Source organism: Rheinheimera baltica DSM 14885 (genome assembly GCF_000425345.1).
Taxonomy (GTDB): Bacteria; Pseudomonadota; Gammaproteobacteria; order Enterobacterales; family Alteromonadaceae; genus Alishewanella; species Alishewanella baltica.
This window is the reverse complement of the sequence record NZ_AUDG01000032.1, coordinates 31,263-46,217: the sequence shown is the minus strand read 5'-3', so window position 1 is coordinate 46,217 and position 14,955 is coordinate 31,263. Positions and strand designations below refer to the sequence as shown.

The following is a 14,955-nucleotide window of genomic DNA, read 5'->3' as shown; positions in this document are numbered from 1 at the left end:
ATTAGAGTGAATACCCCGGCCAATGCTGGTGACGGTAGCGGCACTGCCGTTTGCCAGGCTTTGCACGCAATCAATCACTGCTTTTTGTCTGGTTGCATGCATTTTGGGTGTGACAAATGAAACGATATTGGTCAAGATAGTACGAACATTCATGGCTGTTTGGTCTCAGTGATGTTTGGCGATTGATCTGATCACCGAACGCCATGAATGTTCCTTCTGAGTTCATCTTTTTGTTTTAGCTAATAATTTTGTGGGGATACCTCAGGGTCGGAGCTAATTAGCTTTGTAAAGTGATAACAATGATAAAAAATAATTTAAGCTACCATAGCCTTATTGTTTTCGGTTGGCGTGCACACTGATATTACAGTATCGATATATAAAAATATTATGTATGAAGGCAATAACCTGATTATAACTTACCTTGTAGATGAGGTTTAATATGTGCTGGAATGTTTATTTCGGTGACGTTATTAAAATTAATGGCAATACTCGAATTATATAATGTTACTTTTTGTATGAACGTTAATTTTTTTTGATTTTTAAATAGAGTTATTTTAAAATAATTTATATTTAATTTTAATTTGGAAATAATATGAAAATATATTTATCTGTTGCGGCATTGCTGCTTTCAACGAGTGTTTTTGCCAATGTTACTGTACAAGGTGAAATCGAGCGGATCTTTCCTAATCTTGGAGTGGTTAACTTTAAACTTAAAAATGACCGGTGTGGTAACACAGGCCAATACTATTATTTCCCTTTAACAAATGAAAGAGAAAAAGCGTGGTACAGCATGATTTTGGCCGCTGCTAATACCGGTAAACGTGTAGTCGTATCCGTGCCTCAATGTCCTACAAACGCGTATGTACAAGTACGTTATATTTATCAAGAATTTTAATGTTAAAGGGGAGTGTATTAATTAATTTAAGCAATAAATACATATTAATAATCTCCCCTATCATTCTTGGTTTTTTATTTAGTCAAACGTGCCTGTAAACTTGTTATTTATTAAATTAAGTTGAATTTTTTAATAGCAACATTACGTTGGAGTTTGCCTTTATTATGCTACAGGCTGTGTTCTGTATCATTAAACAGTATTAACTTTGTAAGCTTAAACCCCAATGCTTCAGGGGTTATTTGATACCACAGCACTAACAGCTAACGCAATGCAGCTAAATAACCACTATGGCAATACCCGTCGGCCAGCCCATCTCCTTGAATATCTATCTGGCTCCAGTCACCGCTGTGTTGCATGATATAGATTAACTGGTTGGGTTTTAGCGTGCTTTTAATGTCAAAGCTGGTACCCGGGCCGGCGCGCAGACGCAAACCATCCCGCGCTGTTACTCTGGCTTGCACGGCTTGTTGCACTTCCATTACGTTGTCAACCGAGAGCGAAGTGGCATTGCTAAGTTCGGGCCTATTGGGTGCGGCATCTGGCACCGGTGGCGCGCTGGGTGAGCCGCGCCAATCAAGTATGGCTTGTTGCAGGTTTTCAGCCCAACTGCTGTCACCTCCTGCCGGATAATGCCCTGCTTTTAGCTGCGCCAGTTGTTGACCTTTTTGTTGCAAATGCGGCAGCTCCCAACTAAGAGGCTCTAAGTCGACTGTTGCCGCAAGCTCGTGCAGTTTTTGCCACCATGCTTTACGTGGACCCTTATCGTCCCAGCTCCACTTACCATCGATGAACAACACAAAGTCTGCAGCCACGCCGTATTGGTGAAAAGAACTCCAGGCATCAGCATTGGTGACTTTGGCACCTCGGGTAGTGCGGCCTTGGCTATACAATTGATGTTGACGCTGTGCGGAACGAAATCCTTCAAATAAGCGAAACGGCAGGTCAGCCTTTGTTAATTCAGACTGCAGTTGTTGTACTTTTTGTCTGAATGTGGGATGCAGGTGCTCAAGGGCAGTATCTCTACTCATAACATGATCTCTTTAAAAAAATTAACCTGATACTGCGAGGGCCGAAGCAGAGTATAGCGGTTTAGTGGCAAGATGCTGTGCTGCCGTTAAAATTGTTGTTTCGATCTGGTTTATGGCTGGGTGTTTAACATGGTTAAAATAGATTGTTCTGGTAGTGCGGGCGCCCAATAGTATCCCTGACCTACATCACAGCCAAGCTGTGTTAGTAATTGGGCGGTTTGGGCATCTTCTATGCCTTCAGCAACTGTTTTTAAACCGAGGCTGGCAGCCATTTGAATGATAGCCTTCACTAAGGGCTCATCACGTTCTGACTGGCAAAGTGACATAATAAATGAGCGATCTATTTTTAATGTGGTGGCGTTAAAGCTTCGAAGATAACTAAGGTTAGAGTAGCCAGTGCCAAAGTCATCTATGGCAAAGGTAACGCCTAACGTGCTAAGCGCATCTAACTGTCGTTTGATAAAATCATCGTCATCAATAAGTAAAGACTCGGTCAATTCCAGCTCCAGGCTACTGGCTGGAAGAGCAGCTCGCTGCAAAGCCTGTTTTATAACATGCTCTAGTTGCCCGTTTTTAAACTGTACGTAGGATAAATTTACTGCAATGCGCAAATGTGGGTAACCTTGCCTACGTATACGTGCGCAAGCTTGACACGCCTCATCAATAACCCAGGCACCTAACTCCGTGATGAGGCCACTGCTTTCAGCCAGCGGAATAAACTCAGTGGGGCTTACAAATCGTCCATCTGCTTGCTGCCAGCGTAACAAGGCCTCCACAGAGGTAATCTGGCCGCTGCGTAGTGAGATTTTAGGTTGATAATACAGAGAGAATTGTCTTGAATTTATTGCCGACCTCAGGTTTTGCAGCAAGTTAAACTTGTCTACATTTGCCTGATCCATATGGCTATCATAAAAGCGAAAGGTATTGCGCCCATCTTCCTTTGCTTTGTACATTGCCATATCTGCTTTGCGGCAAAGTACGCTAAATTCGTCATCATCAGCGGAGGCTACCGCAATACCCACGGACCCTGAAATCTGTAGTTGTGTGTGCATAATATTAAAAGGTTTCACTGTTTCTGTAATAATTCGGTTGGCTAAAACAGTAAGTGAGTCAGTGCTTTGTTCATAAGGTACTAAAAATAAAAACTCATCGCCGCCAAACCGAATCACATGCTGTTGTTCATTCAAACAAGAATTTAAACGACTCGATAACTGGCTTAGTAAGATATCACCTGCAGAGTGCCCAAGTGCGTCATTGACCGGTTTAAAGTTATCTAAATCAAGAAATAATACTGCAAGTTGTAGTTGTTTTTCCTGACAGTAATTCAGCTGTTGTAGATATAGTTGCTCTCCAAATACCCTATTTGGCAGGCCTGTTAGCAGATCATAATGTGCTAGCCGCTCTATTTTTACTCGGCTGTGTTTAACTTTGATATTTTCCTGATGCAGTACCTTCATCAAATTTCGCATGTCTTTAACCATCAGGTAAACACTCATAGCAGTGACGGTGAGGATGATAAAGACAAAGATAAGGTCAAACCAACTTAGCACTTGAGTATGTGGAACTAACAGGCCGCTTAATGTTAGCCAGGTTAGCAAAGTACACGTTGCCAGGACAAACAACAGTAGCGAATAAAATAAGGCCACGCTACCCAGAATGGCGGCATACATTAGCAAGCCCGGATAACCCAATAACGCATAATCGAGCATGCCAGCGCCTAAAAATGCTAAGGCAGATAACATAATCGTCATAGACCACAGTAAAATGTAGGCTGCAGGGAGCGGTCGTTTGTTTACTGAGAATCCAATAGAGCAAATAAGTGCAATACAACCAGTTATAAAGATGAGTTGTGCGATGCCATATGAAATAAATGCAGCAATAAGCAAGCCTATTAAGGTAAACCCGGCTATTTGTATTAGACGGCGCATCCTAAACTGACTGAAGCGCTCGATAAGGTCAGGTTCTAGCGTTGGGCGAAAGTACTTTTTCAACATACTGCTTTAGCCGAAGTATTTTAACATAGTCGACTTACTGTAGCGCCAAACAGGCTAAACACCAAATGCCGTATGTGTTCTTGCCAGCTCTGTGAATTGGCACCACTAATTGTTAAGTTATTATCAGGTGTTTTCTGTATGTGCATGCTGTGGTTCAATATGAATGGTTAACGTTATTCCTTCTGCCATAAGAGCAATTTCGACCTCATCTGCTAGTTGGTGAGCTCGCTCAACACTCCAGTTTCCCGGAACTTGCATATCGACCTGAGCAAATTGCAATGTAGCTGCTGCCCGTGTACGCAAGTTAAGAAAGAGTACCTGCTGGTTGCTAAATGTGGTCAATAATTGATGTATTTCAACTAGCTTTTCATCTGGTAAGGCGTTGTCCATAAGGCCATTAATAGCTTTATAGAGAATTTGTCCGCCTTCAAACACGATATGAACCGCCACGGCAATAGCCACTAGCGGGTCTAACCAGCTGTAACCACTAATCGAAGCCAATGCGACGCCCGCAATAACGCCGGCTGTGGTCCAGACATCGGTCATCAAGTGTTTGCCCCCGCCTTCTAATGCTAGTGAATTATAGTGTTTGCCCCCACGCAACAACAAAAACGCAACACCAAGGTTTATCAGGCTGGCCAATACGATAAACGTGGTACCAATACCCAACGTAGAAATGGGCTGAGGATTAATTAGTCGTTCTAACGCTGTGATACAGATGGCCAGAGCGGCGAGTACGATCAGGCCCCCTTCAAAAGCTGCAGATAAATACTCTGCCTTGCTATGCCCATAAGGATGATTATCGTCTGCAGGACGGCGTGCTAAGGTGACCATAAATAGTGCAAAACCTGCACCAGCTACATTCACCAGTGACTCGATTGCATCAGACAAAAAACCAACAGAGCCGGTGATATACCAAGCGAGGGTCTTTAACGCCATGGTTGCAAAAGCCGCCAATAAAGACAGCATGAGTAGTTGGCGCGGTCGTAGGCTTTGCATAGAGGTTATTGGCACATTTCAAGGCGATAATTGCAGTCTAGAGCAGCGTCAGCGCAAAGTCACCTAGGGTATCTTGCTTATATAAGATAATTAAACCAAATTACTGCCATGACATTAAGATGACATCAAGCTAGTGGGGTCACAATTTTGTCATATTGCAGGCATAGACTTACGCTTAGTGAACACCGCTGAGGATTGACTTGTGCTGGCAAAACTGAAAATTTCTGGTCGGATATTACTGTTGGGTACTATACCGTTAGTCATGGTTGTTTTGGTATTAATTGCGGCATTTTTCAGTGTTCAAGAAAAAGATAAGCTTTTCAATACACTCTACAACGATCACTTGGCTATTTTGTCCGATGTCATGTCTGTACAGCAAATCCTGCAGCAAACGGCACTGCAAGACATACGCAAGTATCGTACCGGATGGGCATCTGCTCAGGCAACAGAAGAGGCGATAAAGCAACACTTGCAGCTGGCAGAGGCCAAATGGCTAGGCTATTACTAATAGTCGGCCAAAGCAAAACAATGCAGAACACTACGCAGAATTAGATCAGGCGTTTGAAAAATCCATTAAGCACTACCAAGAGTGGATAACCTATGCAGGCAGTGACGCGCTGTTGGTGCGTATTCTCAATGAATCTACTGTGAATAATGAAATTGAACTACGCATTACCGGTTTTACCAAGTTGGCCGAAGCCTTTATTCAAAAACAATTAGCCGCAGGTGCGGAAGTTCGTGATTCTGCGGAGCAATTTACTGCGCTGTTGGTCCAAGCCTATTTAATTGCTGGGATCATACTTTTGTTGTTAATCAGTGTGCTAATTTGGCGGGTACAGCGTTCAGTGTGTCAGCCATTATGGGCACTACGCGACATAGTAAAGCAAGTGCAACAACAGTCAGATCTAAGCTTAAGGGCAGATACCCGCGGCAAAGATGAAGTTGCAGAAGCCGCGCAGGCATTAAATCAGATGATAGCGCATTTTCAACAGTTGGTGTTCAGACTAGGTAGCAGTGCAACGGCGCTAAGTGCGCAGGCAGCAACCGTTTTTCAAAGTAGTGATGATGTCAGTAACAGTGCTGAACGTCAGGCTGATCAAGCTGCGCAGCTTGCTGCAGCAGTGCAGCAAATGAGCGCCAGTGTGTTGCATGTAGCCGGTAACGCAAAAAACGCCGCTGATGCTGCACAAAAAGCCGAGCAGTTGTGTAATGCGGGTAGAGGTGTCTCATCCGACAGTGCGAAAGGTATTGCTGCGCTGACGCAACAACTTAAACACAGTACTCAGGCTGTAAGCGAGCTAAAGCAGGAGTCAAGCCAGATTTCGACCGTATTAGATGTGATCCGTAAAATTTCAGAGCAAACCAACCTACTTGCACTTAATGCAGCGATAGAAGCCGCACGTGCTGGCGAAGCCGGCCGTGGATTTTCGGTTGTTGCAGATGAAGTGCGCACCTTGTCGGCAAATACACAGCAAGCAACTGAATCTATAGATAAGATGATTAGCCAGTTGCAGCAACGGGCGGTAAGTGCTGTCGACGCTATGCAACAGGCATATAGTGATGCTGATAACAACGTAGCCTTGGCGCAAAGTGCAGGAGAGCGATTTGCAGAACTGGCTCGTGCTGTTGAAAGTATTGCTGGGGCAAATCTAACTATTTGTAGTGCTACGGAGCAACAGCAAATTGTCTCAACGGATATTGCTAACAGTATTAACCTGCTAAACAGCGATATCTCACAATTAAGCGCAGGTGCTGGCCTTGCAGCTAAAGCAAGTGAGCAACTTAATCAACTGGCAAAGCAATTAAATGATGACTGGTTGGTGTTTGAGCAAAAATAACGCGAACATGTAGAGTCTCTGTGGCGGCAAAAGCGCCGCCAACAGATCTTGTATTGACTTAAGCTTTACGTTTAAGCAGCTTACGACTACCAATAAGCAATAAACCTGTAGCCAATAAAATCATTGTGCCAGATTCTGGAACTGGGTTTGGCTCAGCAGTAATATCGCCATTTCGGGCATTAAAAATATAACGCCCATCCATATTACTGTTTAGACGTCCGTCAATCAGCGAATTAGCACCACCATTTAACAAAGCGCCATTGATGGCTGAACCTTGCAATTCAAAAAAAGTGCCCGCATTGCCAGTACCATTGGAAAAACCGACCCTGGCAGACGAACCACCTAAGCCGTTGGCATCACTATCACTTGCCGTGCCTGCTTCCCATAAGATACTGTCATAGTTAAAGATAATGTCGAAATCGCCAACCGCAATATCATTGCGATTAACTAAAAGCAGTTGAAAGCTATTGAAGTTGGTATGAGTAATTGAGCTAGAAAAATAATCAACATTAACCCAATTTACACCAAATGCATCCATACCATCAAATGAGCCGTAGCCATAAGTGACAGGTGAACCGTTTTCGCTGGTATCAACATCACCAAAAAATGGCGCAATAATTTGCCGGCCAGTTGACGTTAAATCAAAAGGGGTAAAAGTAGACAATGGACTGTCAAAGGTAATGTTGGCATTGTTATTAACAAATAATTGGCTAAAAACCAAGCCAAAAAAATCTACATCAAAACCGATAGATACGGCTCCTGTAGAACCATCATCATTTGGATTAAGGGTAAAATCATTGAAACCAGCGGTAATTGCACCGCCAAAGGCTGGCGCGCAAAGTGATAAGGTCAAAATCCCTGTAGCAAGTGCTTTTTTTAACATTTTAGTCTCCATTAATTAATGTCGTGCTCGCAATGCAATAAATGCGCCATTAAAATAATTTATTTATTTCAAAGCATTACGTACCATCTGGTTTGTTGATGTAAAAAAACTGTCATTGCGGGGGCTAATATTGCGATGGATTTGAAAAAGCTATACACTTGCGACGCAACCAAGGGGTGCAATTGCTGAGATGCCGAAAGGCAAACCCTTAGAACCTGATCCGGATTATACCGGCGGAGGGATGGTGCTAACTCCTCAAGCTGGTGTGATCTCTGTTTTTTTGGAGATTCATACGAAAATGCGTTTTATACCGTCATTAATTACTGTTGCAATATGCAGTAGCTACCCTCTTTATGCTTCTGATGCTGAAACGGCCGTCGAACGTATTCGTGTGCAAGGCGATTTCCGTCAGCAAGCGTTACAGAATATCTCAGGCAGTGTTGCCGTTGTCGGTGAGCAAGATACTAAACGTACCTCAGCGCAGCATCTTGATGATGTGCTCAATCAACTTGCTAATGTAAACTTTACTGCTGGGGCATCTCGCGGTCGTTATATTCAGGTGCGTGGTATCGGAGAGCGTAGTGAATTTGTCGATACTATTAACCCTTCGGTAGGTATTTTGGTCGATGGAATTGACTACTCCGGGCTTGGGATTACCGGCATTAGCGATTTGGCACAACTAGAGGTATTTCGCGGCCCTGAAGCTACCCGCTTTGGCGCAAATGCACTGGCAGGCATGATAAACCTGACGACCAAGGGCCCAACAGCTGCTGCGGAAGGTAAAGCCAGTGTAACGTTAGCGAATTTTAATAGTCGTCAGTTAGCCGCACAGTTTAGTAATAGTGTGAATAAGCAAATAGGCTATAGCTTGTCACTTGAGCAGCAAAGCTCTGATGGTTTTATCGAAAATACCTACTTGAATCGTGATGATACTAATAATATCGACGAATTTACCGGGCGTTTAAAGCTGCGCTATCAAGCCTCAGATGCGCTTACGCTGCAGTTAGTTAGTCACTTTGTCGACCAAAACAACGGTTATGATGCGTTCTCATTAGATCGTAACCGAACCACCTTGTCAGATCAGCCAGGTCAGGATCTAATTCGCAGTAAGGCCATTGCGCTGCAAGCAGATTATCGCGGCCTGCCGTTTGCTAATGTGCTTGCTCAGCTGAGTTATTTAACAGCTGACAGTGACTATGGCTTTGACGAAGACTGGAGTTATGTTGGACTGCACCCCGATGAGTATTCTACAACTGACCGTTATTTACGTCAGCGCGACCAGTTAACGCTGGACTATCGCTTTATTTCTTCGCCTGAGGGCAAACTTGGTAACAGTGATTGGGTATTGGGGCTTTATGCAGCCAATAAAAGCTTTGATTTAACCCGCCAATTTTGGAATTGGGATCTGTGGCAAGCAGATGCTTTTGTTAGCGAGTTAAGCCGCAGCAATGCGGCGGTATATGGAGAAATAAACACGCCACTTTCAGACGGTTGGAGTTTGACATCAGGCCTGCGTCTTGAACGTTACGAAGATGAGTACAGCGATAGCAGCGGCGGCAGTATCAACAATGATGACACTATGTGGGGGGCAAAGTTAAGCTTGAACTATCAGGTAAACCCGCAAGCGTTAATCTATTTACTGACATCTCGCGGATATAAAGCCGGTGGTGTAAATGGCGATGCGTTAGCCAAAGCGGCGGATGACAGCCTTGCAGATCTAAGTAGCAAAGCCAGTTTTAAACCTGAAACGCTGTATAACGCCGAGTTTGGCGTGAAGGGAGTGGCGCTTGACAATAGTGTAAGCGCACGTGTTGCTGCATTTTATATGTGGCGTGAAGACATGCAGGTAAAAGGCTGGCTAAATCCGGATAGCGGGCCGCAGTTTGCCGGTTTTATTGATAACGCAGGTAGTGGCCGGAATTACGGTATTGAGATGGAAAACCGGCTGCAATTGCATGCGCAGTTTGCGTTGTCTTTGTCGGCTAGCTGGCTCAAAACCGAATTAGGCCGCTATATCACCTTAGATGGGGATGTTTTTACCGGGCGGGAACAAGCTCAGGCACCACGGTTTCAATATAGTGTAGCGGCAGATTGGTACCTAAGTGAAGCACTGCTGGTTAATGTCAGTGTACAGGGCAAGGATGAATTTTATTACTCAGATGGCCATAACGCCCGCTCCTCACGCTATGAGTTGCTTAATGCGCGGATCAGTTATCAGCTTGCACACTGGGAGCTTGCGCTATGGGCACGCAATATACTGGACAAAGACATTGGCGTACGCGGCTTTTATTTTGGTAATGACCCAAGAGACGGTTACGCGCCGCATGTTTATGAGCAGTTTGCTGAACCGCGCCGCGTTGGTATGAGCGCCAGCTACCAGTTTTAACGGAGACAATAATGCAATTATCAGTAGAAATTAGTAAATATCCGCTGGCCGATGACTATATTGGCCCCATCACTGGCTTTATTGAGCAGTTAAACACTTACGCAGACGTGACAGTACTAACCAACACGATGAGTACCCAATTGTTTGGCGAGTATGAAGCAGTAATGCAAGCGTTGCAGGAATGCATTAAATGGTCGTTTGAACGTTACGGTAAGGTGGTGTTTGTCTGCAAGTTTATCCATGGTGATTTGCGGCCATGAATGAGCTTATCACGCAGGCTATTGCACAATGGCAGCTAATGCATAGCCTTGAGCTGGTGGCAACGTTGTTGGCATTGGCTTATGTGATATTGGCATTGAAACACAGTTTGTGGTGTTGGCCAGCGGCGTTGCTGAGTACGCTGTTGTTTACCCATGTTATGTGGCAGTCGGCATTGCTGTCAGATGCGCTGTTACAGCTGTACTATGCAGGTATGGCGTTGTATGGCTGGTGGCGCTGGCAACAGCTGCGCCAAGCAACACCGGGTGCGAAGGGCTCGGTGTTTGAATGGCGTTGGCAATGGCATCTGGTGCTCATTGTCATAACCGCTTTGGCAGGCTGGGCGCTGGGGATGTTTATGGCAAGCTATACGCAGGCTGATTTTGCTTATCTTGATGCACAAACCACCGCGTTCAGTGTTATGGCGACATTTTTGGTTGCACGTAAACTGGTATCAAACTGGCTGTATTGGGTAGTAATAGATGCGGTATCTATTTACGTATATGCGCAAAAACATCTGTATTTTCTTACCGGCTTGTTTATGCTGTATACGGTTATCGCTATTGCAGGGTACTTTATTTGGCGCAGTCATTATCAGCAGCAGCCAGCAGTGAAATTGAGCGTGTAACGCGGTTATGCCAACGGCTGGAATTTTTTGTCAGCCAGCCACTGTTGCAGGTTAAGCCGCTGTCTCATGGTGAAAGCAATCAAAGTTATTATGTTAAAACCGCGCGTGGTGAGTATGTGCTGCGCTGCTATCCTGCTGATTCTATGGTTTGCCGGCAGCAAGAGTTGCGCTGCCAACATGCTGCTGCCGCACAGAATCTAGCGCCGCCTCCGTTGTGTTTAAACAACCATTATCAGATTATGCTTAGTGAGTATATTCCGTTAGGTGTGGCATTCGACTATAACCTGCATGGTGCAACGGTATTGCTTACGGCACTGGCCAAATTCCACCAATTGTCGGTGCAAACCCCGCTGCTGGAGTGTTCGGTTTATTTGCAGCAGTTAGTGATGGCGTTACCTGAAAGCGATAAACCGGATGCTGAACTTGTGGCACTATTATGTAATGCAGCAGAACAAATGCATATTTTACAAAGCGATACCGTGCTCTGTCATTTGGATTTACATGCCGATAATATACTGTTTGCTGGCCAACAGCTGTGGTTACTTGATTTTGAATACAGTCAATTGGCAGACAGCAGCCTGGATTTGGCGGCGATAAGCTTACATTTTAATTTAACGCCAGCACAAGAAATGGCTATGTTGCAGGAATATGTTGGCTTGCGCCAGCAATCCGAGCTTAATACCGTAATAGAAAAAAAATTAATTGCTGCAAAGCGACTGTATTGTGGTTTCTGTTGGCTTTGGTATTTGGCAATACCAGGCTATCAGCAACAGGCAAAGCGCTGGCAACAGCGCTTGCTGCAGTTATCTGTGTAGATATCAAAGCCCGCCGAGTCGTTCAGCTAGCGTTTTATAGCGTTTTACATCATCTTCATTAAACATGGGTTTGCCACTTTCGTCTTTTTCAGCAGGAACTAATAAGTTTTCCCGCGCCAGACGTTCAACCCTAATGGTTTGCACACCTAAAAACTCTGCTACCTGCTCAACCGTCATTAACGCCATTTTGTTTTCCTTTTACGTAATAAACCTAAAAGTAATAGCCTAAAATCAGCCATTTGTGAATAGGTTAAATTGCCCTGTGTATGATATCAGCAGATAAACATACTCCGTTACACTTTTTGTCACAAGCAGCTTCGCCAGTCTGTAATTTTCATGTTAATTTCTGTGCCAAACCGAATCGGAGAATTATGATGTATAAATATGCGATAGCCCTGTTAAGTTTAAGCTGTATAAATTGTGGTTGGGTCACAGCGGCTGAGCTGCCTGTACCTCTGGCTGTGCAGCAACCTTATGCGGTGAAATCAACGCACGGCGAGCGGCAGGACCCGTATTACTGGCTGCGTGACGACAGCAGAACCTCACCGACGGTACTAGACTATTTGCATCAGGAAAATAACTATTTTGCTCATTACAGTGCAGGCTATCAAGCACTTACCGATAAGCTGACAGCAGAAATTATCGGCCGCATTAAGCAAGACGATAGTTCAGTGCCTTATACCAAAGGCGACTACAGCTATTATAGTCGTTATGAAACAGGCAAAGAGTATCCAAAATATTTGCGAAAGGCACTTGCAGGTGGTAGCGAGCAGGTCATGCTTGATATCAATGAATTAGCTAAAGGCAAAAGCTATTACGCAGTATCAAACTGGCAGGTAAGCCCTGATCAGAATTTTATTGCCTATATGGAAGATGACAGTGGCCGTCGTCAGTATACGTTAAAAGTGCGCGATCTTCGTACCGGCCAGGATTTGTCAGATGTTATTGCCGGCTTATCAGCCAGTATTGCCTGGGCCAAAGATAGCCAGACGCTTTATGTAGTAAAAAATGATCCGGTTACCTTACTTAGCACGCAGGTGTTGCAGCACAAGCTTGGACAGGCGCCGGCCAACGCAAAATTGGTGTATGAAGAAACAGACAACAGTTTTTATATGGGCGTGGGCAATACCACCGATGATAATTATGTTGCGATATACACCAGTAGCACGGTCTCCAGCGAAATAAAGGTGCAAGATGCCAGCAAACCAGGCAGTGACTTTAAAAGCCTTGCACCGCGTGAGCGCGATGTAAAATACAGTGCTGACCATGTGAATGGCCGTTGGATTATTCAAACTGACTGGCAAGCTCCTAACTACCGTATTATGTCGGTAGCAGCAGACAAAATAGGTGACCGCAATAACTGGCAGCCCCTAATTGCGCACAGCGACAGTGTGTTTATTCAGGACTTTGTTGCGTTTGAAAACTTCCTTGCCATCAACGAGCGCAGCGACGGTTTACGCCGTATTAAGGTTATGCCATGGAATGCTGCTGACAAAGCGTTTTATGTCGCATCTGATGAAGCGGCTTATGTTGCAGGTTTTGAGGTAAACCCACAGCAAAACAGCAACTTTTTACGCTACACCTATACCTCGTTGACCACACCTGCCAGTGTCTATCAGCTGAATATGCAAACGGGTGAAAAGCTGCTGTTAAAGCAAACTGAAGTGCCCGGTGGTTTTGACAAAAATAATTATGTAACTGACCGGGTGTGGGCAACCGCGCGTGATGGTGTAAAAGTGCCGGTTTCGCTGTTGTATAAAAAAGACGTTAAGCGCGACGGCACTGCGCCGCTGTATCAGTATGCTTATGGTTCTTATGGTGCCTCAATGGATCCATCGTTCCGCTCAAGCGTATTATCACTGGTGGACCGCGGTTTTGTATTTGCCATCGCGCACATACGTGGTGGACAGGAAATGGGCCGGCAGTGGTATGAGGATGGTAAGTTATTAAATAAAATTAACACCTTTAATGATTACATCGATGTAACCGATTATTTAGTGGCTCAGAAGTATACTGCAAAAGACAAAGTGTTTGGTATGGGCGGCAGTGCAGGAGGATTATTGATGGGCGCGGTGGCGAATATGGCGCCAGAGAAATACCGCGGTCTGGTGGCACATGTGCCTTTTGTTGATGTTGTGACCACTATGCTGGATGAGAGTATTCCACTGACGACCAATGAGTTTGACGAATGGGGTAACCCTAAGCAAAAAGCTTATTATGATTACATGTTGTCGTATTCGCCTTACGATCAAGTGAGTAAGCAAGCTTATCCGGCAATGTTAGTGACGACCGGTTTGCATGACTCGCAGGTACAATATTTTGAACCGGCAAAATGGGTAGCCAAACTGCGCACTCATAAAACAGATAGCAACCCGCTGCTGTTTAAAACCACAATGGAAGCTGGGCACGGTGGTAAATCAGGCCGTTTTGCCCGTCAGGCACAAATTGCTGAGGAATATGCTTTTATTTTGAATTTGTTGGGCCAAACTGAGTAATTTTGACGTGGTTATCAAGCCGGGCATTGCCCGGTTTTTTATTGCAGAGAGTCTGCGACGATGGCAGTTAGTTGCTCAGTAAGTGGTGGTAGCAAATGTTGCCAACGGTTGTGCAACACATGACATACGTCGAAGCGTTGCACTTCTTGTTGCGTAATATTTGTTAAAACATCATGCTCGCGTAGAAACGTTTCTGCCGTAAAGCTGTCCTCAAGGACGATATCCGCTCTGCCTTGTAACATTAAGCCAAACGCCTGTTCGTCGCTGTTAACACTTATCCGTTTACCCGCAAACTCTTGCTGTTCGGCCATTTTAAAGCCACGAATATGGCTTATCAGATAACGGGGTTCTTGTTGCCAATTAACCAGTTTAGCTGGATCGAGGCTATAGGCATTCAGTGTTAGGTGCTGCAGTGGTACGGGGATAATTAATAAGTCATTGTATTGCGTTTCAATGTCACAAATACGGAATAAGTCAGCATCAAGTTCGCCATTTTGTAATAGTCTTAAGCGTCGCTCTGACGGCAGTGCGATAAACTCCGGCGTTAACTCAAGTGCCTGATAAGCGGTGGTCAGCTGTAGCTGAAGATTGGTTGTCAGTGTTGATTTGCCAAGTGGCATGCCAATACGCAAAGGTTTAGCCTGAGCGCAGTAACATGCAAGCAATAATAAAGCCGAAATAAGTATGTTCACCCAAAAATCCATGCATAAAACAATGTTGTATTATAGCTAACAAT

General features: G+C 44.6%; 14 protein-coding genes and 1 riboswitch. Of the genes, 8 read left to right on the top strand and 6 right to left on the bottom strand.

From position 1 onward, the window contains the following. The first annotated feature begins 592 nt into the window (after positions 1 to 592). Positions 593 to 895: a hypothetical protein gene (locus H595_RS0111855; protein ID WP_027671414.1), complete on the top strand. Its 303-nt coding sequence runs from the start codon at positions 593 to 595 to the stop codon at positions 893 to 895. A gap of 260 nt (positions 896 to 1,155) precedes the next feature. On the opposite strand, the gene H595_RS23485 is transcribed toward H595_RS0111855, so the two are convergent. The 3 genes from H595_RS23485 to H595_RS0111840 all read right to left on the bottom strand — a co-directional run bounded on the left by H595_RS23485 (position 1,156) and on the right by H595_RS0111840 (position 4,886). Further along, positions 1,156 to 1,923 (bottom strand): M15 family metallopeptidase, encoded by a 768-nt coding sequence (locus tag H595_RS23485; protein WP_051219860.1) that lies wholly within the window; start codon positions 1,921 to 1,923, stop codon positions 1,156 to 1,158. 110 nt (positions 1,924 to 2,033) lie between these two features. Continuing rightward, a complete protein-coding gene (locus tag H595_RS0111845; RefSeq protein ID WP_037054617.1) occupies positions 2,034 to 3,917 on the bottom strand; it encodes a putative bifunctional diguanylate cyclase/phosphodiesterase in 1,884 nt (627 codons plus the stop codon). A 123-nt stretch (positions 3,918 to 4,040) separates the two neighbouring features. Then, positions 4,041 to 4,886, bottom strand: coding sequence for a cation diffusion facilitator family transporter (locus H595_RS0111840; RefSeq protein ID WP_276202261.1), 846 nt, complete (start codon positions 4,884 to 4,886; stop codon positions 4,041 to 4,043). 232 nt (positions 4,887 to 5,118) lie between these two features. Between H595_RS0111840 and H595_RS24600 the strand changes: the two genes are divergently transcribed. Together H595_RS24600 and H595_RS22205 are read left to right on the top strand one after the other, a co-directional pair. Beyond that, the gene (locus tag H595_RS24600; RefSeq protein ID WP_037054614.1) at positions 5,119 to 5,424 is read left to right on the top strand and encodes a hypothetical protein; all 306 of its coding nucleotides are present in this window, start codon (positions 5,119 to 5,121) and stop codon (positions 5,422 to 5,424) included. A 139-nt stretch (positions 5,425 to 5,563) separates the two neighbouring features. Next, positions 5,564 to 6,754: a methyl-accepting chemotaxis protein gene (locus tag H595_RS22205; RefSeq protein ID WP_240474879.1), complete on the top strand. Its 1,191-nt coding sequence runs from the start codon at positions 5,564 to 5,566 to the stop codon at positions 6,752 to 6,754. A gap of 58 nt (positions 6,755 to 6,812) precedes the next feature. On the opposite strand, the gene H595_RS0111830 is transcribed toward H595_RS22205, so the two are convergent. After that, positions 6,813 to 7,637 (bottom strand): nidogen-like domain-containing protein, encoded by an 825-nt coding sequence (locus tag H595_RS0111830; protein ID WP_051219858.1) that lies wholly within the window; start codon positions 7,635 to 7,637, stop codon positions 6,813 to 6,815. A 162-nt stretch (positions 7,638 to 7,799) separates the two neighbouring features. After that, positions 7,800 to 7,896: riboswitch (TPP riboswitch) on the top strand. A gap of 39 nt (positions 7,897 to 7,935) precedes the next feature. Between H595_RS0111830 and H595_RS0111825 the strand changes: the two genes are divergently transcribed. From H595_RS0111825 to H595_RS0111810, 4 genes are read left to right on the top strand one after another with little or no spacing between them, the layout of a single operon-like run. Then, positions 7,936 to 10,023, top strand: coding sequence for a TonB-dependent receptor (locus H595_RS0111825; protein ID WP_027671410.1), 2,088 nt, complete (start codon positions 7,936 to 7,938; stop codon positions 10,021 to 10,023). 11 nt (positions 10,024 to 10,034) lie between these two features. Next, positions 10,035 to 10,283, top strand: a complete 249-nt coding sequence (locus tag H595_RS0111820) for a YkoF family thiamine/hydroxymethylpyrimidine-binding protein (protein WP_027671409.1) — start codon at positions 10,035 to 10,037, stop codon at positions 10,281 to 10,283. After that, the gene (gene pnuC, locus H595_RS0111815; protein ID WP_027671408.1) at positions 10,280 to 10,909 is read left to right on the top strand and encodes a nicotinamide riboside transporter PnuC; all 630 of its coding nucleotides are present in this window, start codon (positions 10,280 to 10,282) and stop codon (positions 10,907 to 10,909) included. Before H595_RS0111820 ends, pnuC begins: the two co-directional genes overlap by 4 nt. After that, the gene (locus tag H595_RS0111810) at positions 10,861 to 11,724 is read left to right on the top strand and encodes a choline/ethanolamine kinase family protein (protein WP_027671407.1); all 864 of its coding nucleotides are present in this window, start codon (positions 10,861 to 10,863) and stop codon (positions 11,722 to 11,724) included. Before pnuC ends, H595_RS0111810 begins: the two co-directional genes overlap by 49 nt. A gap of 3 nt (positions 11,725 to 11,727) precedes the next feature. On the opposite strand, the gene H595_RS0111805 is transcribed toward H595_RS0111810, so the two are convergent. Beyond that, entirely contained in the window at positions 11,728 to 11,910 is a 183-nt protein-coding gene (locus H595_RS0111805) for a MerR family transcriptional regulator (protein WP_027671406.1), read from the bottom strand. 185 nt (positions 11,911 to 12,095) lie between these two features. Between H595_RS0111805 and H595_RS0111800 the strand changes: the two genes are divergently transcribed. After that, the gene (locus H595_RS0111800) at positions 12,096 to 14,219 is read left to right on the top strand and encodes a S9 family peptidase (protein ID WP_027671405.1); all 2,124 of its coding nucleotides are present in this window, start codon (positions 12,096 to 12,098) and stop codon (positions 14,217 to 14,219) included. A gap of 38 nt (positions 14,220 to 14,257) precedes the next feature. Here H595_RS0111800 and H595_RS0111795 read toward each other — a convergent pair whose 3' ends face one another. Next, a complete protein-coding gene (locus H595_RS0111795; RefSeq protein ID WP_156885974.1) occupies positions 14,258 to 14,911 on the bottom strand; it encodes a hypothetical protein in 654 nt (217 codons plus the stop codon). Between the last annotated feature and the right edge of the window lie 44 nt (positions 14,912 to 14,955).